18 protein-coding genes and 3 pseudogenes are annotated in these 22,621 nt (G+C 60.5%); 11 read left to right on the top strand and 10 right to left on the bottom strand.

All coding sequences use genetic code 11. From position 1 onward, the window contains the following. Positions 1–45: 45 nt before the first annotated feature. From ACRQ5Q_RS18590 to ACRQ5Q_RS18570, 5 genes are all read right to left on the bottom strand, one after another. Positions 46–336, bottom strand: a complete 291-nt coding sequence (locus tag ACRQ5Q_RS18590) for a DUF6894 family protein (RefSeq protein ID WP_439399397.1) — start codon at positions 334–336, stop codon at positions 46–48. 255 nt (positions 337–591) lie between these two features. Continuing rightward, positions 592–780, bottom strand: a complete 189-nt coding sequence (locus tag ACRQ5Q_RS18585) for a hypothetical protein (protein WP_439399395.1) — start codon at positions 778–780, stop codon at positions 592–594. A gap of 242 nt (positions 781–1,022) precedes the next feature. Further along, positions 1,023–1,301 carry a hypothetical protein gene (locus tag ACRQ5Q_RS18580; RefSeq protein ID WP_439399394.1) on the bottom strand — a complete coding sequence of 93 codons (279 nt, stop codon included), beginning with the start codon at positions 1,299–1,301 and terminating at the stop codon, positions 1,023–1,025. Between the two features lie 180 nt (positions 1,302–1,481). Beyond that, positions 1,482–2,225 carry a hypothetical protein gene (locus ACRQ5Q_RS18575; protein ID WP_439399392.1) on the bottom strand — a complete coding sequence of 248 codons (744 nt, stop codon included), beginning with the start codon at positions 2,223–2,225 and terminating at the stop codon, positions 1,482–1,484. A gap of 16 nt (positions 2,226–2,241) precedes the next feature. Continuing rightward, a complete protein-coding gene (locus ACRQ5Q_RS18570) occupies positions 2,242–3,036 on the bottom strand; it encodes a hypothetical protein (RefSeq protein ID WP_439399390.1) in 795 nt (264 codons plus the stop codon). Between the two features lie 455 nt (positions 3,037–3,491). On the opposite strand from ACRQ5Q_RS18570, the gene ACRQ5Q_RS18565 reads away from it, so the two are divergent. From ACRQ5Q_RS18565 to ACRQ5Q_RS18540, 6 genes are all read left to right on the top strand, one after another. Further along, the gene (locus ACRQ5Q_RS18565) at positions 3,492–3,713 is read left to right on the top strand and encodes a hypothetical protein (protein ID WP_439399388.1); all 222 of its coding nucleotides are present in this window, start codon (positions 3,492–3,494) and stop codon (positions 3,711–3,713) included. 50 nt (positions 3,714–3,763) lie between these two features. Further along, on the top strand, positions 3,764–4,006 hold the full coding sequence (locus ACRQ5Q_RS18560) for a hypothetical protein (RefSeq protein ID WP_439399387.1): 243 nt from the start codon (positions 3,764–3,766) through the stop codon (positions 4,004–4,006). A 232-nt stretch (positions 4,007–4,238) separates the two neighbouring features. Beyond that, positions 4,239–4,508 carry a hypothetical protein gene (locus ACRQ5Q_RS18555; RefSeq protein ID WP_439399386.1) on the top strand — a complete coding sequence of 90 codons (270 nt, stop codon included), beginning with the start codon at positions 4,239–4,241 and terminating at the stop codon, positions 4,506–4,508. Positions 4,509–4,690: 182 nt separating this feature from the next. Further along, positions 4,691–4,912, top strand: a complete 222-nt coding sequence (locus ACRQ5Q_RS18550) for a hypothetical protein (RefSeq protein WP_439399384.1) — start codon at positions 4,691–4,693, stop codon at positions 4,910–4,912. 1,001 nt (positions 4,913–5,913) lie between these two features. Further along, a complete protein-coding gene (locus ACRQ5Q_RS18545; protein WP_439399382.1) occupies positions 5,914–6,147 on the top strand; it encodes a hypothetical protein in 234 nt (77 codons plus the stop codon). Between the two features lie 1,057 nt (positions 6,148–7,204). Further along, a complete protein-coding gene (locus ACRQ5Q_RS18540; protein ID WP_439399380.1) occupies positions 7,205–11,290 on the top strand; it encodes a VCBS domain-containing protein in 4,086 nt (1,361 codons plus the stop codon). Positions 11,291–11,317: 27 nt separating this feature from the next. Here ACRQ5Q_RS18540 and ACRQ5Q_RS18535 read toward each other — a convergent pair. Continuing rightward, positions 11,318–11,552, bottom strand: a pseudogene (locus ACRQ5Q_RS18535) (LysM peptidoglycan-binding domain-containing protein); the annotation flags it as partial. 308 nt (positions 11,553–11,860) lie between these two features. Between ACRQ5Q_RS18535 and istA the strand changes: the two are divergent. Then, positions 11,861–12,667, top strand: a pseudogene (gene istA, locus ACRQ5Q_RS18530) (IS21 family transposase); the annotation flags it as partial. Positions 12,668–12,742: 75 nt separating this feature from the next. On the opposite strand, the gene ACRQ5Q_RS18525 reads toward istA, so the two are convergent. After that, positions 12,743–13,956 (bottom strand): IS3 family transposase gene (locus tag ACRQ5Q_RS18525; RefSeq protein WP_271580986.1). Its coding sequence is split into 2 segments (ribosomal slippage): positions 12,743–13,680 and positions 13,680–13,956, totalling 1,215 coding nucleotides; the frame shifts between segments, so codons are not numbered across the junction. Positions 13,957–14,029: 73 nt separating this feature from the next. Between ACRQ5Q_RS18525 and ACRQ5Q_RS18520 the strand changes: the two are divergent. Both ACRQ5Q_RS18520 and istB read left to right on the top strand, forming a co-directional pair. Next, a pseudogene (locus ACRQ5Q_RS18520) lies at positions 14,030–15,006 on the top strand (Mu transposase domain-containing protein); the annotation flags it as partial. After that, entirely contained in the window at positions 14,984–15,751 is a 768-nt protein-coding gene (gene istB / locus ACRQ5Q_RS18515; RefSeq protein ID WP_271608671.1) for an IS21-like element IS1631 family helper ATPase IstB, read from the top strand. The pseudogene ACRQ5Q_RS18520 and the gene istB, both read left to right, overlap by 23 nt. Before the next feature lie 874 nt (positions 15,752–16,625). On the opposite strand, the gene ACRQ5Q_RS18510 is transcribed toward istB, so the two are convergent. Next, on the bottom strand, positions 16,626–16,925 hold the full coding sequence (locus ACRQ5Q_RS18510; RefSeq protein ID WP_439399379.1) for a hypothetical protein: 300 nt from the start codon (positions 16,923–16,925) through the stop codon (positions 16,626–16,628). A gap of 306 nt (positions 16,926–17,231) precedes the next feature. Beyond that, positions 17,232–18,554, bottom strand: a complete 1,323-nt coding sequence (locus ACRQ5Q_RS18505) for an epoxide hydrolase family protein (protein WP_439399377.1) — start codon at positions 18,552–18,554, stop codon at positions 17,232–17,234. A 351-nt stretch (positions 18,555–18,905) separates the two neighbouring features. On the opposite strand from ACRQ5Q_RS18505, the gene ACRQ5Q_RS18500 reads away from it, so the two are divergent. Together ACRQ5Q_RS18500 and ACRQ5Q_RS18495 are read left to right on the top strand one after the other, a co-directional pair. Beyond that, positions 18,906–19,979: an adenylate/guanylate cyclase domain-containing protein gene (locus ACRQ5Q_RS18500; protein WP_439399375.1), complete on the top strand. Its 1,074-nt coding sequence runs from the start codon at positions 18,906–18,908 to the stop codon at positions 19,977–19,979. Between the two features lie 819 nt (positions 19,980–20,798). Next, complete coding sequence (locus ACRQ5Q_RS18495) at positions 20,799–20,981, top strand: hypothetical protein (RefSeq protein ID WP_439399373.1); 183 nt, start codon at positions 20,799–20,801, stop codon at positions 20,979–20,981. A 626-nt stretch (positions 20,982–21,607) separates the two neighbouring features. On the opposite strand, the gene ACRQ5Q_RS18490 is transcribed toward ACRQ5Q_RS18495, so the two are convergent. After that, entirely contained in the window at positions 21,608–21,865 is a 258-nt protein-coding gene (locus ACRQ5Q_RS18490; RefSeq protein WP_439399372.1) for a hypothetical protein, read from the bottom strand. Positions 21,866–22,621 lie beyond the last annotated feature (756 nt).

Below are 22,621 nucleotides of genomic sequence, written 5' to 3'. Positions count from 1 at the left end.
GTCGCCCCGCACCGCGGCTGACAGTATTCGCACGCCGCCGCACAATCATGATTGTCGGTCAGCCGGGCTGCCGCGATGTCGGCGATTTACGGTAGGCGTTCGTTTGATAGCGAACTGGAAACGTACCTGCATCACGAGGCCGTTCTCGTCGCGGACTTCAATCGTGAGGTTGCACGCCACCCCAAGCGCCGAGGCTTCTCGAATGGCGTCTCGCGCCAAATCTGATAGTGCGTGAGCGGCCTCATTTTGAACGGCCTCCATTTCGCGAAGATCCATCCCCTCTTCATCGTGGGCGACTTGGTTTCCTTTTCGCAAGTGGAAATAATATCGGGGCATTCCCGAATAATCTCGAACGCCACGGAGCGTTCCTCAGCGCTGGCTTACCACGGTGCTTCAATACCGAGGCGCAGCCAATTGCCTCTTTGCGCGCACGCATAGCACCCTTGCTGCCCGCCCTTCGCGTCCCCGCAAAGATTGCCCAACGGGCGGGCTTCTGTGCAACCGGCAGCTTTGCCGACATGGCGAAGGCTGGCCAAGGCGCGTCTCAAAGAGCGCAGCCCTGGCGAGCGCGTTGGCGCAGTGCGTCCTTCATTACTTGCCCTGCGCCAATTGCGCCGAGCATGCAGCCCTCACGTTGTTCTTCGTCACGCGCTCAATGATGCCGGCGTCTAGCGCTTCCTGCAGCCGTGCGATCACCGCGGCTTCGAAGCCCGCGGCATCGGCGCCGTTCAGCCCCCGAGCCGCCTCGCGGATCATGGCTTTGTCTTCCTTATTCAGCATTTCGGCTCTCCTTTGGCTGGGCTCGGCGCCGTTATTTCGCGCTCAGGGGCCGGACCTGGCCAAGGGCTCGGCTGCTGCGGTTCTGCGGGAGTAGTCTCGGACCCGCCGTGTTCGGTCCACCAACGGAAACGGCGAGACCGTTGTTGCCGAGGAGTTGTGGAGTGGTACCCTCGTTATCGACGGTGGCTTGCTCGGTTGCTTGTCCAAGCGTGATGGTGATCATTGAATTTTCCTTGGTCGCGTCAGTTCGATAATGACTTGCCGACAGCCACGCCAACAGGCTTCCCTTCCGCGTCGAAGACCAGCCGCTTCGGTTGCGCCATCGTGACGATCAGGTCGCGTATGGCCGCAAGAAGTTCGTTGGTTTCTGTCTGCTGGCTTGCAATCTCGTCTTTGACGAAGGAGCGAATCTCCTTACCAAGTTCTACGAGGAGTTCGCTTTCCTGCTTGTCGTGGTGTGCCATGATGGTCTGGAAGAACGACTGCTGCCATTCCGCCGAAGGCTCGCGCTTGCTGCTCATAGTCGATTTCCTCAATTCGGGCGCGTTGCGGTGGTCGTCTCTGGACGTTCGCCACGATAAAGATCCGTCAGGAGCTTCGTCGTTTCGGTGAGCTGTCGGACCGCTACGATGTTCCGCTGCAATGCTTGGATAAGTAGCTTCGCTGTTTCTTCGTCTGTCATCTGAGCCTCACGACGCCTTCTAGACTGCCTTGACAAGCGGCGGCGCTGCAGCGCGGGTCGGCTCCGCAGCGCCGCCGTTGATCTCACGATCGACACCATCCGCAGCAACGCTCAGGGCGCGCTCCGCGGTCGCGATCGCGTGATCAATCTCGTCAAGCTCTTCGATTTCTGGACCGAACTTCGCTTCCACCGCTTTGGACTCGATGAGTTTGCGAAGCGACGGGCTGACATTCGCAATCATCCTCGGGTCGGACTCGAGCAGGGCCTCGACAAACAGCGTATTAGGATTTGGTCCGGCCAGCGTCGCCAACAACTCCCTATGCGACATGCTCCGCAGCACGATGCGAATTTCCATCTTTTGCAGCTTGCGGGTCGGATCTTCGTCCGCGCTGCGTTCGGTCGGCTTGATCTTCGCACGGCGCTCAGCGACCTCGCGCTTTATATCGGCCAGATCATTCTTGGCCCGAGCAAGCGTCTGCTTTGCAGTCGCGCCAAGCTTCGTCATCTCGTCGCGGATGCCAGATTCCGTCAGCTTTCCTCCGCGTTCGAGCTGGGCGCGCTTTTCGCGAATGCGGTCGAACGTTCCTAGGCTAGTGTTGTAGACGCTTAACTCCAGTGTATCGAGCACAGGGCTAGCGTTCTGCGCCCAGACCCATTTGCCGACGCGCGGGCCCCCGATGTAGGACACGCCTTCGCTGGTCGGCTTACCCTGCAATTGCGGGCGCCCCCGCCACTCTTTTGGGTCATCGAGTCTGTATTTCATTTCGCTTCTCCTAGCGTTAGCGTGAGACGGCGTGGCCGCCGGCCAATTGCCCGTCTGTGATTAGACCGTCGAACCTGCTGGTCGATTTTTCGGCTTGTGCAGTACCCCAAAAGCCGAACTGCGCGGCGGGGGTGTGCGGGGTGGTCATCAATTCCGTGAGCGCCCAAACCAGGGCGTCAGCCCGATCTGGCGAGCCGTCGCCGGCAAAGCCGGATGCCGTCATTGCGGCGAGCTGGTCTTCCAATTCGGTGAAGTTGCCAACGTGACGAACGCGGCCCTGCTCGTAGAGCGCCGCTATCGGCTCCGCCCGCTGGACTTTGCCGCGGCTTGCCGTCACTTCACGATACGGAACGCTGGGATCGACGGTACGCACCACATGCGCAACCATTGCGCCGCCGAAGTTTCTCTCGGCAACGATCCGATCAGCCTTGAACTCCCGATACGCTGCGACAGCGCGAGCACCCCACACTGCTGGAGACGCCTTGATAGTGCGATCGGCCAGCACATAGCCGAGCCCATCCAAACCGATGCCGGCCACGACGATGCCCACACTATCGCCGCCGTCCTCGCCGTTGGTGCCGGATGGATCGATCGCGACGACGACGCGCTTCAGATCAGGCACAGTGCCCGTGAACCGTGCGCCCTCGATCATTGCCCTGGTCCACAGGGCACCCGCTACGTCCTCGAGGATTTCAGCATTCAATTCCTGGCGGCCGAGCCGGGTACCCTCATAGCGGGCCTTGATTGCCTCAAGGAACGGTGCGGCGAGGTTTGCCGCGTTATCGAACGTTGAACCGCGCGTGACGATCACGCCATTCGTAACTGTCGCTTAGCGAGCAATCGAAGGCCGGTCTTGTGATTGCGTGCCAACGATTTGTTTTCTTACGTCATCGACGCGCACCTAATTCTCTCGACGTCGAGAGAATCTGAGTGTGACACCATCGCGTTGACTAGGTTTTCAATCCGGGCTCGCCAGTCGATTGGCTGGGCTTGGCTTAAGTCACTTACCCGGATCATCAAAACCTTCCATGTCGAAAAATTTGGCGACGCGGCCGATTCCGGGACCGGCCCAAAAAGAGATAGGGGATGGACGCGTTCACCGAGCTACTCCGCTGAGGCTTGGGCATGGGCTCATAATCGTGGGCGGCGACTTGATTGTTCTCGGCGCATCGGGCCTGCTGATCCGACATTTCGCCGAATCAGCTCTGAAGTCGGAGACGAAGTGATGCCGGACGCCAAAGAGTAAATCTGGGGAAAAGGATGATCATGAGGACTCCGCTGATTCTCGCCGCCGCCATCCTCGGCTTTGCGGCATCCGCCCTTGCTCAAACTGCGGCGCCCATGGGCCGGCAACTGCATTGCTGCGACGCCAGGCGCGCCGGAAACTGCTCCGCCATCTCCGGATGCACCGCCCAGCGACGCGCCCGCGGAGAAGCAGTGATCGGCATCGCCGCACGCGACCGCGAGGACGAGGTCGACACCAAATGAGCATCCTAGGGCGGGCAAGAGCATACGCCAAAATCAAGAAGCTCCGGAAGATGACGACCGCCGCCGGCTGCACGCCGGAGGAAGCGGCATCCGCTGCCGCCAGGATCGCCGAGATCATGACCAAACACGGGATGAACGATGATCGCGGTGATCTGAGCTTTCTCTATCGACAGCGGTCGGCACAGGAAGCCATCTACCGACCGCCGCCGGCTGCGAGCATGCCCTTGCGCGGTTGGATAGGGGTCGGGCTCCTCTTCGGCGCTCTGCTGTTGATCATGTTGATTTATCGGTAGCGGCGACCCCGGCACGAGCCACCAGCCGAGCACCACGCTCGGCGGCAGACGCTTCCGGTGCGCCGATTATCGTTGCGGCCACAACGGTTGCCTTGAGCGCCGATCAATGGGCTGATGATGTCCGCCTATCGGATATCGAGTCGCGGTTCATCTGCCAGTCTTGCGGCAGACGCGGTGCCGATGTCAGACCCGATTTTGAGAGCGGTAAGTCGCCTTTGGCTACGGGATATCGATGAACCTGACTAACGAACGGCCCTACTCCAACCCTGAGGCCGCAGCACGCAAGTTGCTAGAGCTCGCCAAGAGCATCGAGGCGGTCCAGGACGGCCGCATTCACATCGAGAAGATCAACGCGTCGTTCCTGTCGAAGGACGGCTGCAAGGCCACGGGCGCGGAATTCGGAGCCGGCATCAAGTTTGCGGTCGAGCGCGGCTGGCTCGAGCTGCACGAAAGCGGCACTTATGTGAGGCTGCTGAAGCTCGGCCAAGATCTGCTCAGATAAGACGCCGCCAGCAGATCCTCGCCGGCCTTCAGCGCTGCGATGGCATGCTGGACAGTCCGCCTGAACACCAAGTGTGAAGCTGTTCACCATCGCCGACTCTCTCCTCGCCTACAATAGGAGGAACGTCCCCGTCCAGGACCGCTCATCCGGGAGTCGGACCGGACGAAGCTAGAGGCGCGGCCATGAAGCGCCATGCCATGAGCAAGTATTTCGGTAATGGCGCGGGCCACGTTCTGCGCCAGCACAACAGCGCCGTGTTGCTGTTCCGCTGGCGCGGCAAGCCCGATGGATCGGCCCGCTATGTCGAACGCGTCAACCGCTACGCTCGCAATGGCGTAGAATATCCCAGCCTCACCGCCCTGCTGCGCGCCGTCGAGGCCGAGCACGTTCCGATGGTGCCCTGATATGCAGCTTGCCCCAGCTCCACATCACCGGCACCGCCTCCCGCGAGCGATCGGCGCCCGACCCCTACATGCTCATGGAAATGATGGCGGCCAAGCCCACCGCGGCCGCACCCCACGCCAACGCATGCAACATCCAAGGCCGCATCGTCATTGTCGCCTCCCGTGGGATGGGAGGGTGCGGGGCTGCTCGCGCGTGGTAATTGAGATAGATCAAAAGCCAAAGAGTAGCGCCGCTGCGGCGGCCACGGTGAAGACGCCAGCGCCAATGGCAAGCACGAGCACTAGTTGCTCTCTGCCCATGCCCTAATTTAACCTAGATTAAGTCGGGGTGGCTATGCAGCTTGTGCCAGATTATCCCGGAAACACGCTCCTTTGAAATTAGGAGTGGCCCCAGCTCCATCGCCCCAAACGTCGAGCTGGGGCCATTTTGACGCGCACGGCCTCAGCATTTCCCATTGCCGGAGCTCGGGCCTTTTGTATGCAAATCTGGCAGATTTGGGTGTCCTACGCCTTTGCGATTGGCAGGTATCGAACAGACAACTCCGAACACTTGTACCAAACTGACACAATCCGGGATTTTGCCGTCACCCTCCCGGGGCTGGACCAACGCCGCCTGTCGATATTTCAAGCGGGCGGCGTTGCTGTGAGTCTCTGCGGGGATGGGGCGATGGAGCTTTTTAGGGTTCAGAAGATTGCTGTGGCGCCAGACGCCTATAGAGATTGTCCGAGTGATACTAGACGCAGACACCGGGCACAGCATCCAGATGTTCGAGTGCGAGCACTGCGGAGAGCGAAGCAGGGACGATTAAGGCCGCGCGAGACCGCGCGGTGTGATAACCCATGTTAAATTTGGGGGTGGCCTAAATAACTTTGGGGCCTCTAATTCGATTGACTGTCAAGCTCCGGAGGCTCAACCTACAAACATCACCGCCCCGATCGTGGCTACTCGGTGACTGAGAGACCGGTTGCGCTCCCGCCCTAACTACAGCGGGAGGCGTCTGATGAAAGACGTACAGGCGCACTTAGAGAAATTGCGTACTCAAATCGCCGAATGCGAATTGATCCGCGACCTTGCTACCAATCCTCTGAGGCGCGACACGTTCGGAAGGATGGCGGAGCACTTCAAGGTGCTCGCGGATCAGCTTGAATATCTCATCAAATACGGGAAGGCGAACGAGACCTTCTTAGGCCGGAAGACCCAAGAGCCTTTCCCAGCGGGGGACCTCAACCCCTAGTTCTTCGACGAATGACCGAGTGTCCTAATTTCGTGGAACTATCAGGTGACTTGGGTAGCAGCCTCACGCCTCGACAACGTGACGCTGACACAGAAGGCCTCAGCTCGCGCCAGCCCCAGCTGAGGCCTTTCTATCGTTCGCCTACCGGCATCAGCGGTGGTCTGAGCACTACGGGCTTCGTGGTCGATCACTCGCACTCGCCTGCTCCGTTGGTCGGCAGTCAGCTAAGTACAAAAGTGTACATTCGTTCCGCACAGGCGAATTAGGACCCTTGTAAATGCTAAATTGCTGATGTGCGGAGGGCGGCAAAAAGGCCCCCGGCGCACGCGAGTAAACCCCGGGGCCGAACAGCCGCCAACGGGTTTGGGGCCTCGGGGGCAGCTGTCGAATGAAATACGGGCGAACCTAGGAATAGTTTCAGCGCGCACACGGATCAGGTCAAAGACACTCCCATTCTGGCGGGAGTCGCGCGCAGCCCCTATCATCGAACGGCAGTAAGGCCACCTTCAGCACTCACGTCTTTGCAATTCCGAGTGGCACCCGGGAGCCGCCGAAGACGAAAAAAGAAATGCTCCAGCCCACGGGGGGAGCGAGCTGGAGCTTAGTTTCGGGCGACAATCTTGCGAAAGGATCATCCACGCAAGACTGCTACAGTGGCGCTAGTTCCGAGAGACCGCTCCTAATAGGGGATTCAGATCCCCTCGCATTTCGGCCCTCCGGGCATAGATGCCGATCATGCGCAGCGAGGTCGATATCGCATCGATGCGCGACCGGTCAGAAGGCCCCCTTGACAATCGCGCGAACTAAAGTTCCAATTGAACTCGCATAGTTCAGCGTCAATCTCTTGAGAGCGCAAATTGCTGTTGCGGGGAAGCATCTCCGCTGAACCTGCCATCACGTTGCCTATACCAATAAAGTTCGCATTTCAAACCAGACGTTTTCGGCGTGCAGGCCTGGGGTTGCTAACGCCAAAAATTGCGCCCGCGGCGTAGCAATACCGACAAGAAGCCGCGGCACCGCGCCGAGCCCGAATTGTTCGGCGCGCGAGGCCACGGCCATGTCAGTTGCGTTCGGCGTTGGCCCCCAGAACGGGGGCACCAAGACCTTCCCCCTCCAGATCATCGGCATCGTTCAAAGCACGTTGGGATACGTTACCCTCACGCGCGATGACGGTCCGGCCACGCAGGTCAGCATCGGCGACCTTGTCTGCCGCCATGACGTAATAGAGACGGCTGCGCATGCGCAGATCGGGATTCGGCTTCTCGACGACACCATATTCAGCGTCGGCAGCGGAGCTCGCGTCGAACTGCGCGAGTTCGCCTCCGAATCCGACTGCGCCTCGCGTTCGACCATCGTTGCGGTCAGCAGCGGAAGCTTTGCATTCGCGGCCGGACGGCTGGCAAACAGCGGCACCCTGACGGTCGACACACCTCTTGGCAGCGTTCGCGGCCGCTCCCATGCGACCGGCTTCGGCATCCTGACCATTGCGGCGCTGACTTTCGCGATGGTGAAAGAGGCGCAGGGCTCGGACCCCGACGCCACCTATCTCGACAGCGATACGCTCAGTTACAAGGACCTGCAGCACGGCGCCTTCGAGCTCATCACCAAGGAGCGGGTGCCTCGGCATATTATCGTCGACGATCCAGGCGAAACCGTCATCCTGCACAGGATCGGCTCCTCCGTCAGTGTGAATCAGGTTACCAACAGCGCTGCTCGCATGGAGGAGCTGCACGCAGCTCAACAGGACGTGCTCGCCAATCTCACGCGAGGCCCAACTGGATCCAGTACGCCGCCCGGCGTCATCGCCCCCTCGCTGCAGCACATCAACTTCAACCCGGACAACGCGCCGGCGCCGCTAAACCTGCTTCCGCCACTGCCGCCGGCCGACATCCCCTTGATCGTACGCCCGCCGCCATCACTGAACGTGCCGGGCGGACCCACCGAGATCGACACCATCGCATTCAACGACACGTTCCCCGCGACAACCGGCACTTTCACCGCCAGCAGCCCGCTCAATGGCGCCCTCACCTTCGGCATCAGCGGCGGGACGGCCGGCACCACGGTCGTTAATGGGGAAACCTACGATCTCTCGCAGACCGGGCCGTATGGCACCCTGTATCTCAACAGCGCATCCGGCGCCTACACTTTTGTTCCGAATGCGCAAGCCATCAATGCCCTGTCGTCGCCGACGACCATGAGTTTCGTCATCACGGTCTCGGACACCGGGCTATCGACGAGCCGAACATTCGTCGTCAACATTCTCGGCGTCAACGACACCGCCATTATCTCCGGCAACGCCGCCGGCACAGTGGTGGAGGCAGGCGGCGTCGCCAATTCCGCGCCCGGCACACCGAGCGCAACCGGCACGCTGACAGACGCCGATGTCGACAATCCGCCCAACACCTTCACGGAGGTCAGCTCGCCGACCAGGAGCGCGGGCGGCTACGGTACGTTCACGATGACAGCCGGCGGCGTGTGGACCTACACGCTCGACAATGGCAACGGTACAGTGCAGTCGCTGAATGTCGGCGATACGCTGATCGATCGGTTCACCGTGACCACGATCGACGGCACCCCGCAGCTGGTGACGATCACCATCAACGGCACGAATGACGCCGCAATCATCTCGGGGACTGCGATCGGTTCCGTCGTCGAGGCGGGCGGCACTTCGCCTGGCACCCCGGTCGCGACGGGCACGCTTCTCGCCGCGGACGTCGACAATCCCGCCAACACGTTCGTGGCGGTCGATACGCCGACGGCAAGCGCGCACAGCTATGGCAGCTTCACCATCACCGCGGCCGGATTATGGACCTTTACGCTCGACAACAACAATACCGCGGTCCAGGCGCTCAACAACGGTGCCACGCTGACAGACAGTTTCACGGTGACCTCGGCCGACGGCACCCCACAGACTGTGACGATCACGATCAACGGCAGCAACGATGGGGCAATCATTTCCGGGACGACGCGCGGCGCGGTCGTAGAGGCCGGAGGTGTGGCCAATGGTACGCCCGGCACGCCGACCGCGACCGGGACATTGACCGATCTCGACCCTGACAATGCGGCCAATACCTTTACCCCGGTGACCACGCCAAAGACGAGCGCCGGCGGCTTCGGCACCTTCACCATGACCGCGCTTGGCACGTGGACCTACACGCTCGACAACAGCAACGGCGCAGTGCAGGCGCTCAATGTCGGCGCTACGCTGAACGATCAGTTCACCGTGACCACGGTCGACGGCACGCCGCAGCTGGTGACGATCACGATCAACGGCACCAATGACGCCGCTTCCATTTCCGGAACGACGACGGGTTCGGTGCTCGAGGCCGGCGGCATCGCCTCCGGCACGCCGGTCGCGACCGGGACGCTCACCGATACCGACCTCGACAATCCGGCCAACACCTTCACGGCGGTGACCTCGCCCAGGCCCAGCGACGGCGGCTACGGCACCTTCACGATGACCGCGTCCGGCCTGTGGACCTATACGCTCGACAACAGCAACGCCGTGGTCGACGCGCTGAATGTCGGTGACACGCTCACCGACCATTTCACGGTGACGTCAATCGACGGCACCACGCAACAGGTGACGATCGCCATCCATGGCGCCAGCGACGCCGACCCCAACGACTTCGACAATCTGGCGACGGGATCAACCGTCGTCTCCGATCCCCCGTTCGTCTTCGGCACGCCTGGACACGACAGCGTCGCCGGTGGCGGCAGCGTTTCCCAGATCATCTATGGCGGTGCCGGCGACGATACCCTGAACGGAACCGGCGTGAACGACACCATCTACGGCGGATCCGGCAACGATACGATCAAGGGCAATAACGGGGCCGACCTCATTTACGGCGGCTCCGGGCAAGACACGATCGACGGCAGCAACGGCAACGACACCATCATCGGCGGGTTCGGTGCGGACAAGCTCACGGGCAGCAACGGCAATGACGTCTTCGTCTATCTGTCGGCGGTCGATTCCAGGGCCGGCCAGTTCGATACGATCACCGATTTCCAATCGGGAAGCGACAAGATCGATTTGACGGCGCTCGGCGCGCTCGGATTCGTGATCCTGGCGTTGAGCTCGACAAGCTCGCCCGTGCCGCCCCACACCATTGCCTGGATCTACGACAGCTCGGCCAACGAAACCATCGTGTATGTCAATCCGACCGATCAAATCCTCCACATCGGCGATTCCAGCCTGCTGGAAGTTCATCTCCAGGGTGTCGCGACCATCGATTCCTCGGACTTCATCATTGATCAAGCCGCCGCACCGGTCCAGGCGGCGAGCGATACAATCGATCCGGCCGCGGCTACGCTAGGCGATGCGTCGGTCATGACATTGACTACCTCCGATGCCACCACCGAGGCGACGAACAGCAGCGGCTCTATTTCGTTGGACGGCAGCACGACCGCGATCGATGTGAGCTTTCCCTTCGAGATCAATCGGGATCTCAGCAGCCACGAGATGACCGCTTCCACCCCGGACGAGACTGCAACACTGCCGGGCCTGTCACAACCGGCAATCCATTTGCTATCGGCGGAGCCCGTCAAATTTGTCTTCGAACCACCCAAGACCGACGACAGCATCCATCAAAACGGAAACGCCATAACCGGTACGACGGAGCAAGATCGTGCCGTCACTTTCAGCGTGCCGGATGCGCTCGTTGCCATCGACCAGCATCCAGAGAGCGGCAAGGCTGCCGAGGCGCATGGCCATGCAAGCCTTGCCGATACCGCCAATGCGCTTCTCGATATCGCCTCGGAGAAAGGTCTCGGAAACGGCGGCAACCCTCATTCGGATCAATCCCAGGAAAGCAAACACAGTCATGCTTCGATTGAGACCCCCGACCAGTCCAATGGACAACCTCATGCTGCGGCAGACGACACGCACGGCCCGCACGGAAACGAGAAGGCCCATCCGCCGGGGCCGGGCGATTCCTTCAAATTCCTGACCCCGGCGATGGAGAACTCCAGCATCGCTTTTGTGGACGATCTCGCAGTGCCGCTCGATCGTCATGAACGCGCGGCACATGACAACGGACATGGTCACGCCACGGCACCGGACGAGGGTCCGCAGCTGGACGACGGCGCTCACGGCGTAGCTGGCTCAGGCGGGCCTCACGGGCAGCACGATCTCTTGGTGTGAGCTCGATCTGCTGAGACCGCTCTTCCTTTACTTCCGCGCCTGCGGCGGCGTCGCCATCGCAGCGGCAGGCGCCGGTGGCGTCAGATGCCGCGGGACGATGATGGTCTGATCCGGGGTGAGCTGCGCGTTCTTCGGAAGCGAGTTGCACTGCCCGAGCGTCCACAGCGGCACGCGATTGGCCGCGGCGATGCTCTTCATGGTGTCTCCGCGACCGGCCCCCGACGCCGCTATCACCCAATTCGACCAGCGTGTCGGGGGGCAAGCATGCTGGCCCTCGTTCGATACGCAACCCGGTCAATTGCGGCTCGTTGCAGCCGGGTGCCGCGCGCCTTACTGCAATTTAAAGGTATTCGGGATGTTCCGCCGCTGTGCAGGTTTTTGGACGCCGGCAACAAGGTGGCTCCGCAAGCTCACTGGCCGGCGTCCAAAAAGCGCCAAGGCACGAAGTCGCGGGAAGTTAGGCCCCCGTGGGTCGGTCAAAATCCCCCGGGTATGGTCACTTGAAACTCCCCCACCTGATGTTCACCGTCAGCGCCGCTGAACAGCGGTAGCCGGTCAGGCAGGACGGTTATTTTCGGTCCCTTTAGCCAGCAAGGGGCCGGGGAGTTGAACGTCTTGAAGCCACACCTGCAAAGCACGGTATTTACGCTACTCGATCGCAACGCCAGCCAGCGCGAGATCCACAGGCTGACGGGGATCAATCGCAAGACGATCCGGCGTTACCGGGCGCTGCGGGCCGGTGCGGAGGCAAATTCCCCCGGGGAAGCGACCACCGGCCCGGTGAGCGTGGACGGCCAAATTCCTCCACCCCGACCACCGGCTTCTGGGGCATCAGGAGCGACGGTCACCAGCAGCCTGGCCCGTTCGGCTTGCGAACCGCATCGGATGTGGATCGAAGAACAGGTCCGCCTGAAGCGGAATGCGCAGGCGATTTACCAGGACCTTGTCGATCATTTTGGCTTTCCGTCCAGCTACCAGAGCGTCAAGCGGTTTGTGCGCACGTTGCGACACAGCGATCCCGAGCAGTTTGATCGACTTGAGTTCCTGCCCGGCGAGGAGGCCCAGGTCGACTATGGCGAGGGCGCTCTGACGATTGATCCCAGGAGCGGCCGGTACCGCCGTCCCCGCCTGTTCGTGATGACGCTGCGCTACTCGCGGCGCAGCTTCCGGCGGGTGGTCTGGAAGTCCAGCCAACACGTCTGGGCGCAGCTCCACGAAGAGGCGTTCCGGTATTTTGGCGGGGTCCCCAGCTATGTCGTGCTCGACAATCTGAAGGAAGGCGTCCTCAAGCCGGATTTGTACGAGCCCGAGCTCAACCCGATTTACAGCGCGATGCTGGCTCATTACGCCGTGGTCGCCGATCCCGCGCGTGTGGCCGTGAAATGGACCCGCGGAGCGGGACCGCTTGAACCGGTTTGTTAGTTGGAAACTGACCGCTCCTGATCCTTTCTATCACGCTGCCAGAGACTCTGTCTGCTGCTGTTGCTGTGGGCATGTGGTCAACGCGTCAGCGTTGTCCACCATGTCCACAGCCTTCGCGGCCTGCATCCGTTCGCGCCAGACCGCCATCGGCGTGCGATAGCCGAGGGACTGATGAAGGCGACGATCATTGTAGAAGGCGATCCAGCTCGCGATCCCTGCCTTGGCCTCGCGGCCGTCGGCATAGCCCTTGAGATAGATGTCCTCATGCTTGAGAGACCGCCACAGCCGCTCGATGAAGACGTTGTCCATCCAACGACCGCGGCCATCCATGGAGATCTTGATCTTTGCGGCCGCCAGCGCGCCGGTGAAGGCCACGCTGGTGAACTGGCTGCCCTGGTCGGTGTTGAAAATCTCCGGCGTGCCGTACTTCGCCAGCGCCTCTTCCAGAGCTGCCACGCAGAACGAGACGTCCATCGTGTTCGATAACCGCCACGCCAGAACCGCACGGCTCGCCCAGTCGATGATGGCGACGAGATAAAGAAAGCCGCGGCCGATGGGCAGATACGTGATGTCGGCCGCCCACACCTGGTTTGGCCGGTCGATCGTCATGTTGCGCAGCAGATAGGGATAGATCTTGTGGCCCGGCGCCGGCTTTGTCGTGTTCGGCCTTGGTCCCAGCGCCGCGATGCCCATCTTGCGCATCAACCGCTGCACACGCTTGCGATTGACCTGAAGCCCCTCAGCCTTCAGCATCGCGGTCATTCGCCGCGAGCCCAGGAACGGCCAGGCGGTGAATAGCTCGTCGAGGCGCCGCATCAGGGCGAGGTCGTTGTCGTTGGCCGGCCGTGGCGGCCGGTAGACCCCAGAGCGGGCGATACCAAGCAACATGCATTGCCGGCGAATCGACAGCGCCATGTCGGCGCGATCGAGCATTCCTCGACGGTCCGGCGTGCTCATCTTCCGGACCTCCGCGCTAAAAAATCGCGCTCGACTGTCAGTTGTCCAATCTTGGCGTGCAGCTTCTCGATCTCTCGTTCGCGAGCGTCCTCGCTCTCCCGCCCGACACCCGCGTCAAAGGCCCGGGCCGCCTGGTCCAGTAGCTGCTTCTTCCAGGCATAGATCTGGTTCGGGTGAACCTCATAGCGCTGGGCCAGATCGGCCACCGTCGTCTGCTCCCGCACGGCTTCCAGCGCGATCTTTGCCTTCAGTGCCGCGTCGATCTTGCGTCTCGTCTTCGTTGTCATCATGCGCTCCGTCTATCAAACGGAGCAGCCCCTTCCAACTAAGCACGTGGTCCCACAATCGGGGTCCATTTCAGCCGATCCCAATCGGAAAGGATGCGTCGAGAGTGCGATTCAACATACCCAGGGCACCGCGCTGGCCGGACGGCGCTTCGAGACACTGGAAGCCCAGAACGAGTTCTTGAGGCACTGGGAGGAGAATTGGGCCTCCAAGCGCATCCACGGCAGCACGCGTCGTCAGGTCGAGGCGATGTTCCAGGAGGAGAAGCCACACCTGCGGCCGTTGCCAGTGGCTGCCTTCCGCATCTTCACCGAGGTCGTTCGGACCGTCTGCGACGATACCACCGTGCGTGTTGATAGCAGCTATTACGCCGCGCGGCCTGCGCCCATCGGCAGTCCGGTCGTGGTGCGATCTACGCCTCCACGATCGAGATCCGTGATCGCCACACCCATGCGCTGCTGCGTGTTCATCCCCGGATGACGCACTCCGGTTCTGTCGTCCTGCCGACCAGCGAACGGCCGTTCAATCCGTCGCGGCAAACCGCCGTGCTGCTGGCGAGCGCCGAGCGCATCGGGCCGCAGACCAGGGCGCTGTGCCAGCAAGTGTTCGACACCGAGGGGCGCCCCGGACAGCGCGCGATGTGGGGCATTGTCGGGCTGGGCCGGAAGTATCCGGCACGGCTGGTCGAGCAAGCCTGCGCGCACGCCGTCGAGAACCGCATCTACCGCTACAAGCACGTGCGTGCGACCGTCGAGCGGTTGTTCGAACAGGCGATCGCGCAGGTTGGAGCGACGCCACAGCCGGCATCGTCGCTCACCCAGGATCATCCGCTGATCCGCGCTCCAGCCGAATACGGCGATCTCTTCAGCCGTGCCGTGCGGCACGATGCCGGCGACAATGGCCGGCAGGCCGAGGCTCACGGCGACCGCACCCCTGCAACCCGCGCTCGTGGCGCCTGCGCAACCCCGGCCAGCTCCGGCGCCACGAGCGCTCCCGCGGCTTCTCACCTCACACTGGAGACCAAACCACATGATGACCATGCCGGAAATTGAGCGTTGCCTGCGACAGCTGCGCCTGTCGGGCGTTCGCGACACGCTGCAGACGCGCGTGCTGCAGGCGCAGGGCGCCAACCAGCCATTCCTCGAGACCTTCTCCCTGATCCTGCAGGACGAACTGGACCGTCGTCAGTCCCGCCTTATCGAGCGACGATACCAGCAATCCGGGCTCGACGAAAAACTGACGCTCGCCGAGTTCGACTGGACCTTCAATCCCAGATTGCCGCGCCAGACTTGCTTCCAGCTCCACACCCTGGCGTTCATTGCCGCCGGCGAAAACGCGCTGCTTGTCGGCAAACCTGGCACCGGGAAGTCCTACATCGCCAAGGCGATTGCCTATCAGGCGATCCTGCAAAGCCACAAGGTCCAGTATCTTGAGACCGACGACTTCTTCCACCGCTACGCCATGAACTCCCCGGCACAACGCGAGGTCCGGCTGCGAACCATCATCGACTGCGATCTCCTCGTGCTGGACGATCTGTTCCTCGCACGCGCCATCCCTGACGACGCCGGCGCATTGCTGCAGACCCTGATCCATCAGCGCTACAAACTGCGCCGCAGCGTCATCGTTACCTCCAATCGCGTCGTGCAGGACTGGGGGACATACCTGGGGGACAACACCATGAGCACGACGATCCTCGATCGCCTGATGCATCATTGCCATCTGCTTGAGTTCGACGGACGCAGCTATCGGCTCAAAGAGGCCGCTGAAACTCTTGCCCGGGAAACAAAGGCAAACTAACAATCACCATGTCCTGCCTCGCGGGTGGAGGAATTTGACCGACCATACCCGGAGGAATTTGAAGTGACCCGCGGGGAGTTAGGCACCGGCGGAGCAGCGAGTGCTATGAGGTGCTCGACCTAGGAAAATTCGAAGAGTAGGGGTCTCGATGTGCGCACAACTTAAGCGGCTTGGCACGAGTATTGATAAATGGGGGATTTAATCTTCTTGGCCCGTGCAATTTCAAATAGTTGCGCGTGGCGGAAATGGCTGCGCGATTGATCGCTCGATCGGTGTCTAGCGGCATAGGACGAGTCAATTTCTTGCGACCCAAAAGATGCACGGCACATTCAAGCAAACTGCATTGCGCTCGATGTGGCTCGCCAGGTGCTGGCCCGGAGATGATCTGCTGGTCTTGACCATACTGAGCAGGCGGTCGCGACGCGAGTCGATCGTGTTGACCCTAGCCACCCCGCTACTGCTGTCCTTTCGACCAACCACCGGCCCCTCGGCTCTTGCTCCCGCGCAGCGGGCTGGAGCGCAGCGACTTTGTGCCTTGGCCCATCGCGTCAGCCTGGCCTCCCGTCTGCATGGTCCGCAATCGAGGGTGAACCGGACTCTCTGATGAGCGGGCTAAAACAACGCGATTGACCCACCCCGGACATCCGAGGGTCTTGAGACTCAATTGACTTCGTGGCGAATGGTCGTTGTTTGGCTCCGGCTCTTCGAGGGCGACCGGAAGTGGTTGGCATGCGCCGACCGACGCGAATGACCCTGAGTCTTGGTTGGCCAGGCGCGGAGTAACGCAGTGCAATCCATCGAAATGGAAAGAAGGCCGCTGGCAATATGTCCGGCGGCCTCCTCGCTTGACGTGGTTCGCCGAGCGGCGCTCCGACTACAGATCGATGCTGACAGCGATATTACGGGCCGTTAGTTCCGCAATCTTCATTCCATCCGCATACACCTGTGCGAACTCCGCGTCCTTTGACACCGCCTCCTGCACTTTGCCGTAAACTTCCCAATTGGCGTAGCGCGTCGTCACCAGCAACTCTCCAGCCCACGGGCCGGTGTGGAAGCGGGACAGCCGAAGAAATTCCGCGCCATGTTTCTCGAAGATTTTCTTCGCCTGCCTGACAACCCGGGTCATTTCCTCGGGCTTATCGGTCTTGAAGCGAGTGAATTGAACGATCGGCATGGGCTACCTCCATCATTGTGTGAAATGTCCAAGAGGCATGTATCGAGCCACCTTTGAGGAGAACCTCAATGCAATCTCGATGAAGGTTTGTCTTCATCGATTGAGTTTGGTTCAGGGGTCGCGAGCGACAGCGACACTGCCGTATCTCGACGGATGGGTTCGCATCGTTGCTAGCTAAAGCCGGTCGGCTGATATCAAGGCCTGAGCTCACGCAGGAGGATTTCCACACCTGCATTGGGCGTTTGCTACTAAGGCTAGATCGGATGTCCGGATGTCCTGACGAGGTGATCCTGATCGCACTTGACGTTACTTGCGCAAGGATCTGAAGGCTGCGCGTATCTCATCTGAAAACAGCATCGGCTCCTCCCACGCCGCAAAATGTCCGCCACGTTCGACCTCGTTGAAGTAGGCCAGGCCGGGGTACATAATCTCAACCCAACTGCGAGGCGCGGCAAAGATTTCGCCCGGGAACGCCGTAAATCCCACCGGAACCGCGACCGCCGGAGGAGACTTGCCGGCCGCACGGGCTGCGGCCTGTCCGGCCTCCCAGTACCACCGCGCGGCGGAGGCTCCAGTGCCTGTCAGCCAGTAGAGCATGATGTTGTCGAGAATGGTGTCCCGGGTGAGATTGCCCGCGGGCTTACCGTCCACGAACGCCCGGGAAATCTTGTAGTAGCTGTCTGTGTCATGGTCGAGCATCCAACTCGCGAGCCCGACGGGCGAGTTCAGCAGTGAGTAGCCGATCGTCTGTGGCCGCGTCGACTGCTCCAGGAAGTAGCCAAAGCCACTCGTTCTAAACGTCGCTGCCGCCTTCTGCGCTGCGCGTTCTTTCTCAGATTCTGCAGGCAGTTTGTCGGACATTGCCGCCACACCCGCAAGCAAGTTGACGTGGATGCCGAGAAGCCCCTTAGGTGCCTGCCGCCCCATCGCATCCGTGACTGCCGCTCCTACATCGCCCCCCTGAGCGACGTATTGCGTGTAGCCGAGGCGGTCCATCAGCACGGCCCAGGCCCGCGCGATGCGGGCGGTGTCCCAGCCGAGTTCGGTCGGCTCATCTGAGAAGCCGTAACCAGGCAAGGACGGCAGCACCAAATGAAATGCATCTTCGGCAGTGCCACCATACTTGGGCGGGTCAGTCAGAGGACCGACGGTATCGAGGAGCTCGATGACCGAACCAGGCCAGCCGTGCGTTATCATCAGCGGCAGTGCGTTCTCGTGCCGGGACTTGACGTGGATAAAATGAATTTTCACCCCGTCGATCACGGTCGTGAACTGTGGTAGCTCGTTCAGTCGCGCCTCGACTTTGCGCCAGTCGTACTCAGTCGACCAGTAGCGGGCGAGCGCCTGCAGCGTGGCCAGCTGCACACCCTGTGACCGATCCTCAACGAGCTCTTTGGTGGGCCAGCGCGTGGCCGCGAGGCGCCGACGGAGATCAGTGAGGTCTTCACCCGCGACATTGATGTGGAAGGGAAGAATTGGGTCGGCTTTGATGGTGCCGAGCGAGGACTCACCTTGATTTGATTGCGCGCGCGCGGTGACGAAATGTATTGGAAGCAACGTGACTGCACCAGTTGCAGCCGAGGCTGCGAGGAGGCGGCGCCGAGTGGGTAAGGGGGAGATTGTGGCCATGGTCGGCCTCCCTAGCTCACGAGCCCCGCTCGAAGACCGGTGAACGGGGATACGTCGTCCACCTTCAGACTGTACAATGATTGAAGCTGTGCCTGGGCTAAGCCAGTGAGCAATTATTCCGACCATACTTTTGATATGAACTGCCGGCGGCCGTGGTACGAACACTACAACCGCGAACTTTCCACCGCACGTGATAAAATTGGCGGCTATGACTAGGCTACTTAATAGGACAGGGCAATTGGCCGTTCTCGGCGCATCCGGTACTCCTTTTTGGACGACCTCCAACACCAAGACGTCAAACCCGTGCCTTTCGGCTCACGATTGCCCTAGCCCGGACAGGGTCAGTTTACGATGGTTCCGCTCCGCACTACCGTCGTCATGAAGACGGACATAAGTGGCTCAACACCCCGCTTTCGCGAACTGCTGGCAGCAGATCTAAAAGCGCTTCTTCGTGAACATCGGGACTTCTTGGCGCGCCATGCGGCCCGCTACGAGGGGCGCATTATCAAGGCCGCGGGGGACGGCCACTGGCTAGAATTTCCCAGTGCCACCGGCGCTGCCAAAGCTGCTATTGAGATGCAGGAAGCGTTGCGGCTAACACAATTGAACCGAGGCGACGACCGCATTGCGATACGTGTTGTTATCGCACTAGGTGATATCGCCGCTCAGGATGGTGATTTTATCGGCGATGTTTTTGCGCTCGCCACGCGAGTGGAGGCAGTCACGCCAGCCGATGAAATCTTTCTCACGGCTGCTGCTCGGCTCGCGCTCACATCGTCCGAGATCCAGACCACACTCGTTGAGAGTTTTGCGTTCAAGGGATTCGCCGAACCGATGCCGATCTATCGGATAGAGCGGCGAGATCGCACGCGTATAGTAGCCGATACTATCATTCTGTTTTCAGACCTCAGCGGCTTCGGGAGGATGATGGATGCCGGGCCAGCCAGTACCGCGGTAGAGCGCATTCTCGATGCCCTTGATGTGCTAACGCGTGGCAGCACGCAGGAATTTGGCGGTATCGTCCGTTTTAATCTCGGAGACTCCTATTGTGTAACGTTCGGGGATGCTGCTCAGGCCATTGCGTGGTCAGAACATTTGATCCGGAGCTGGGAAGCAATCAGACATCAGGAACAGTTTGGCTGTACAATCAGCATAGGGCTGCACCGCGGATCGCTTTACACTTTCCGCTCTTTTTTGTACGGCCGAGACGTTTGGGTCGCGTCGCAGCTGCAAAGCGCGTCGGGTAAATTACTTGCGCGCGAGGAAAATGGCATATTCCTCACTGCAGCAGTGCGCAATGCACTAGTTGGCACTCCATCGCATAACCGACTGCAAACTGTCACGCTGGACCCTTGCCCGGCTGCTCTCGCCGGGATTCAGGCTTATCGTCTGCTAGATGCAAATATCGGACGACAACAGCAATAAGAGTGCGGCTGATGGCCCGTTTCTGGCCTTCGGCAATCGTGAGATTGAGGTCGGCTTCTCGGAGTGAAGTTTAGGTTAGACTTTGACCCACAGCAGCCTTCCCGACCATCGCGCAGTCACTTTCCCGAAATGGAAATGGAGCGGGGGTACTATCCGTATTTAACCCTCTGCAGGTGCGCTCAAGTGGGCAGCGGCCCCGCCAACGCTGTTACACATGACGAGGCCGCCTGCGCTCCGGGTCGGCTGAGGATTAGACCCCGGAGGCCATCAGACTCTATATGCCTGCTGGCTTTGATGAGGATTGCTCGAAGGAGGCACTCACTGCGAGTTGTCCTAACTACCCTCTGCGGGTGCCCAGTTATTGTGCAGGACGGCTCTGCATTAGCGTGGGTTCGCGTAATCGACGCGGGTTGCTACTTTTTCCCGAGAGTGCCGGATCGAAGCACTCACCTTCAACTCGCCCGCTGCCGGCAAATCCGGGCCCAGCCCCGGATACAGGAGCGGGCAGATTTGGGTGTCCTAATCAGCTATACCGACGTATAAAAGTGGCCCCAGCTCGCGGGGCTATGGGGGCTTGTATGGAGCTGGGGCCGTACCCTTGGGGAAGGGCATTGGGAAAACTTGGCAGCGACCCATGCGTTCCTGTCCTAATTTCAAATCGCGGGTGTCCTAATTAGGACAGCACCGGAATGGGGTACTGTCCGTCTTTGACCCCTAGTGTCCTAAGTAGAATCCCGGGGTGTCCTAATTCGCTAGCAATCGGAACGCTTGGCCTATAGGTCCATTACTCGGCATGAACGACCAACGGGAATTGGCGTCATGGGCATTGAGCGCAAATACTCACCTACGTATTTTGGAGACCGCGCGGCGGAGTTCCGGGCAAAGGCTGACAATTGCGAGCACGAACAGACTAGGCAAACGCTCAGCAAAGTTGCCGAGGCCTATGACGAATTAGCCCGGCGAGCTGAGTTGATCCGCACCGTTCAGGACGCCGCAGAGTGAAGGTCGCTGCCGGACTGGGAACGATTACCAGCCACCTAAGTTGATGATTCGGCCTCACGCCTCGACAACGTGACGCTGACACAAAGGCCTCAGCTCTCAACGCCAGCCCCAGAGCTGAGGCCTTTTATCACTTGTGTACATTTTTGTACAAACACCCCGGAACGGACTCGGCTGTTCCAGAATCTTCCCTGCACAATTTTCGTACGTGAGGGATGACGTTGGTTACGAAGACGACCCGGGAAGTAGCAGCTACGCTACTCAAGCTTGGCAAGACGAGTTCCGACCCAGCGGTGGCGGCCGGCTTCATCGAAAGGGCCGCCGACCTCAAGGAGCGGATAGACGACGAAGGTCTGCCCAAGTCAGACGGGAATCTGCCTCCGAACATCATTCAACGACAGTAACCTTCTCGGGAACGCTCCCGGGCCGCCTAAATTGCCGGTCCCGTAGTGCAGGTCCGACTCATCTTTGAGTTGGAGGCGGTGAAGAATTGAAAGCACATCGGAAAGCGGGTTTCGAAATTTCGCGCAGTCGGTTGTTTGTTGCGGGAATTTTCAGCAATTGGTTAGATTGTCACTTCAATCCTGGACGTGTTCGCCTCTGACCGGGAGTTGTCGTTGAAGCGGGAATTAAAGGAATTCCGCAGGCTCGAAAGGGCTTGCAGAGAACACGCCGCCATCGCTTCCTTTGACCTTGAGCGGGAGGGCCTGCTCAACGTGGCCGAATATTATCGGAACGCCATTGAAGCCCTTCAACGGCGGCGACTCCCGGCAGTAGAATTCGCGGGCGCTTTCCACACCCACGACGCGCAGTAGCTCGCGCGCGTTCCAAGGCCCAAGCGATTGCTGATTTGCGAGGTACTTACGATGCCGCTTTGATGGCGGCATGCCTCGCCCTCCCCGCCGCCACACGCCTACGCACGCTGACGGCCGGCCGCTCAAAATCACGTTCGGAGAGATGCGCGAGATGGGCCTGCGCGGCGTCCTAGTCTTCTGCGCTGACTATCGTTGCGGCCACAGCGTTGCCTTGAGCGCCGATCAATGGGCTGATGATGTCCGCCTATCGGATATCGAGTCGCGGTTCATCTGCCAGTCTTGCGGCAGACGCGGTGCCGATGTCAGACCCGATTTCGAGAGCGGCAAGCCGCCATTGGCTATGGGATATCGATGAACCTGCATGAACCTTGGTATGGGTTGTGCAGACTAATGATTACCGGGGAATTGCTTATTCCCACCCGGGGCTGGAAACCCGCCGCCCGCGCTCAATTTAAGCGGGCGGCGTTTTTGCTTTTCAAAAATGCCCGAATTTGACCGTCGGCATCCTAAATAGACCGTACCCAGTGTCCTAATTTCCTGGAAGGATGGCGTGCGAGATGACTTGGGTAGCAGCCTCACGCCTCGACAACGTGACGCTGACACAGAAGGCCTCAGCTCGCGCCAGCCCCAGCTGAGGCCTTTCTATCGCTTGTGCACCGGCACCACTGGTGGTCGGAGCACTACGGGCAGCCGTCCACAGTTGGGAAGGGCTCTTGGGTCTTCCGGACTAACGAGTGGCCTTCCTTCTTGAATGCCAACTTCTCTTCGTTGTCAGCCAGGCTCTCGAACGATTCAGCGATTTTCTCGTATTGGCTGCGCGCGGTTTCG

It is taken from the genome of Bradyrhizobium sp. PMVTL-01, assembly GCF_051861855.1.
In the GTDB taxonomy this organism is placed as follows: Bacteria; Pseudomonadota; Alphaproteobacteria; order Rhizobiales; family Xanthobacteraceae; genus Bradyrhizobium.
The sequence above is the reverse complement of the archived record's forward strand: the minus strand, read 5'-3'. Positions and strand labels throughout refer to the sequence as shown.

Coding starts and splice junctions, on each gene's coding strand:
- ACRQ5Q_RS18590 (WP_439399397.1), bottom strand. CDS start 336: ATGCCCCGATATTATTTCCACTTGCGAAAAGGAAACCAAGTCGCCCAC.
- ACRQ5Q_RS18585 (WP_439399395.1), bottom strand. CDS start 780: ATGCTGAATAAGGAAGACAAAGCCATGATCCGCGAGGCGGCTCGGGGG.
- ACRQ5Q_RS18580 (WP_439399394.1), bottom strand. CDS start 1,301: ATGAGCAGCAAGCGCGAGCCTTCGGCGGAATGGCAGCAGTCGTTCTTC.
- ACRQ5Q_RS18575 (WP_439399392.1), bottom strand. CDS start 2,225: ATGAAATACAGACTCGATGACCCAAAAGAGTGGCGGGGGCGCCCGCAA.
- ACRQ5Q_RS18565 (WP_439399388.1), top strand. CDS start 3,492: ATGAGGACTCCGCTGATTCTCGCCGCCGCCATCCTCGGCTTTGCGGCA.
- ACRQ5Q_RS18560 (WP_439399387.1), top strand. CDS start 3,764: ATGACGACCGCCGCCGGCTGCACGCCGGAGGAAGCGGCATCCGCTGCC.
- ACRQ5Q_RS18555 (WP_439399386.1), top strand. CDS start 4,239: ATGAACCTGACTAACGAACGGCCCTACTCCAACCCTGAGGCCGCAGCA.
- ACRQ5Q_RS18550 (WP_439399384.1), top strand. CDS start 4,691: ATGAAGCGCCATGCCATGAGCAAGTATTTCGGTAATGGCGCGGGCCAC.
- ACRQ5Q_RS18545 (WP_439399382.1), top strand. CDS start 5,914: ATGAAAGACGTACAGGCGCACTTAGAGAAATTGCGTACTCAAATCGCC.
- ACRQ5Q_RS18540 (WP_439399380.1), top strand. CDS start 7,205: ATGTCAGTTGCGTTCGGCGTTGGCCCCCAGAACGGGGGCACCAAGACC.
- istB (WP_271608671.1), top strand. CDS start 14,984: ATGATGACCATGCCGGAAATTGAGCGTTGCCTGCGACAGCTGCGCCTG.
- ACRQ5Q_RS18510 (WP_439399379.1), bottom strand. CDS start 16,925: ATGCCGATCGTTCAATTCACTCGCTTCAAGACCGATAAGCCCGAGGAA.
- ACRQ5Q_RS18505 (WP_439399377.1), bottom strand. CDS start 18,554: ATGGCCACAATCTCCCCCTTACCCACTCGGCGCCGCCTCCTCGCAGCC.
- ACRQ5Q_RS18500 (WP_439399375.1), top strand. CDS start 18,906: ATGGTTCCGCTCCGCACTACCGTCGTCATGAAGACGGACATAAGTGGC.
- ACRQ5Q_RS18495 (WP_439399373.1), top strand. CDS start 20,799: ATGGGCATTGAGCGCAAATACTCACCTACGTATTTTGGAGACCGCGCG.
- ACRQ5Q_RS18490 (WP_439399372.1), bottom strand. CDS start 21,865: ATGCCGCCATCAAAGCGGCATCGTAAGTACCTCGCAAATCAGCAATCG.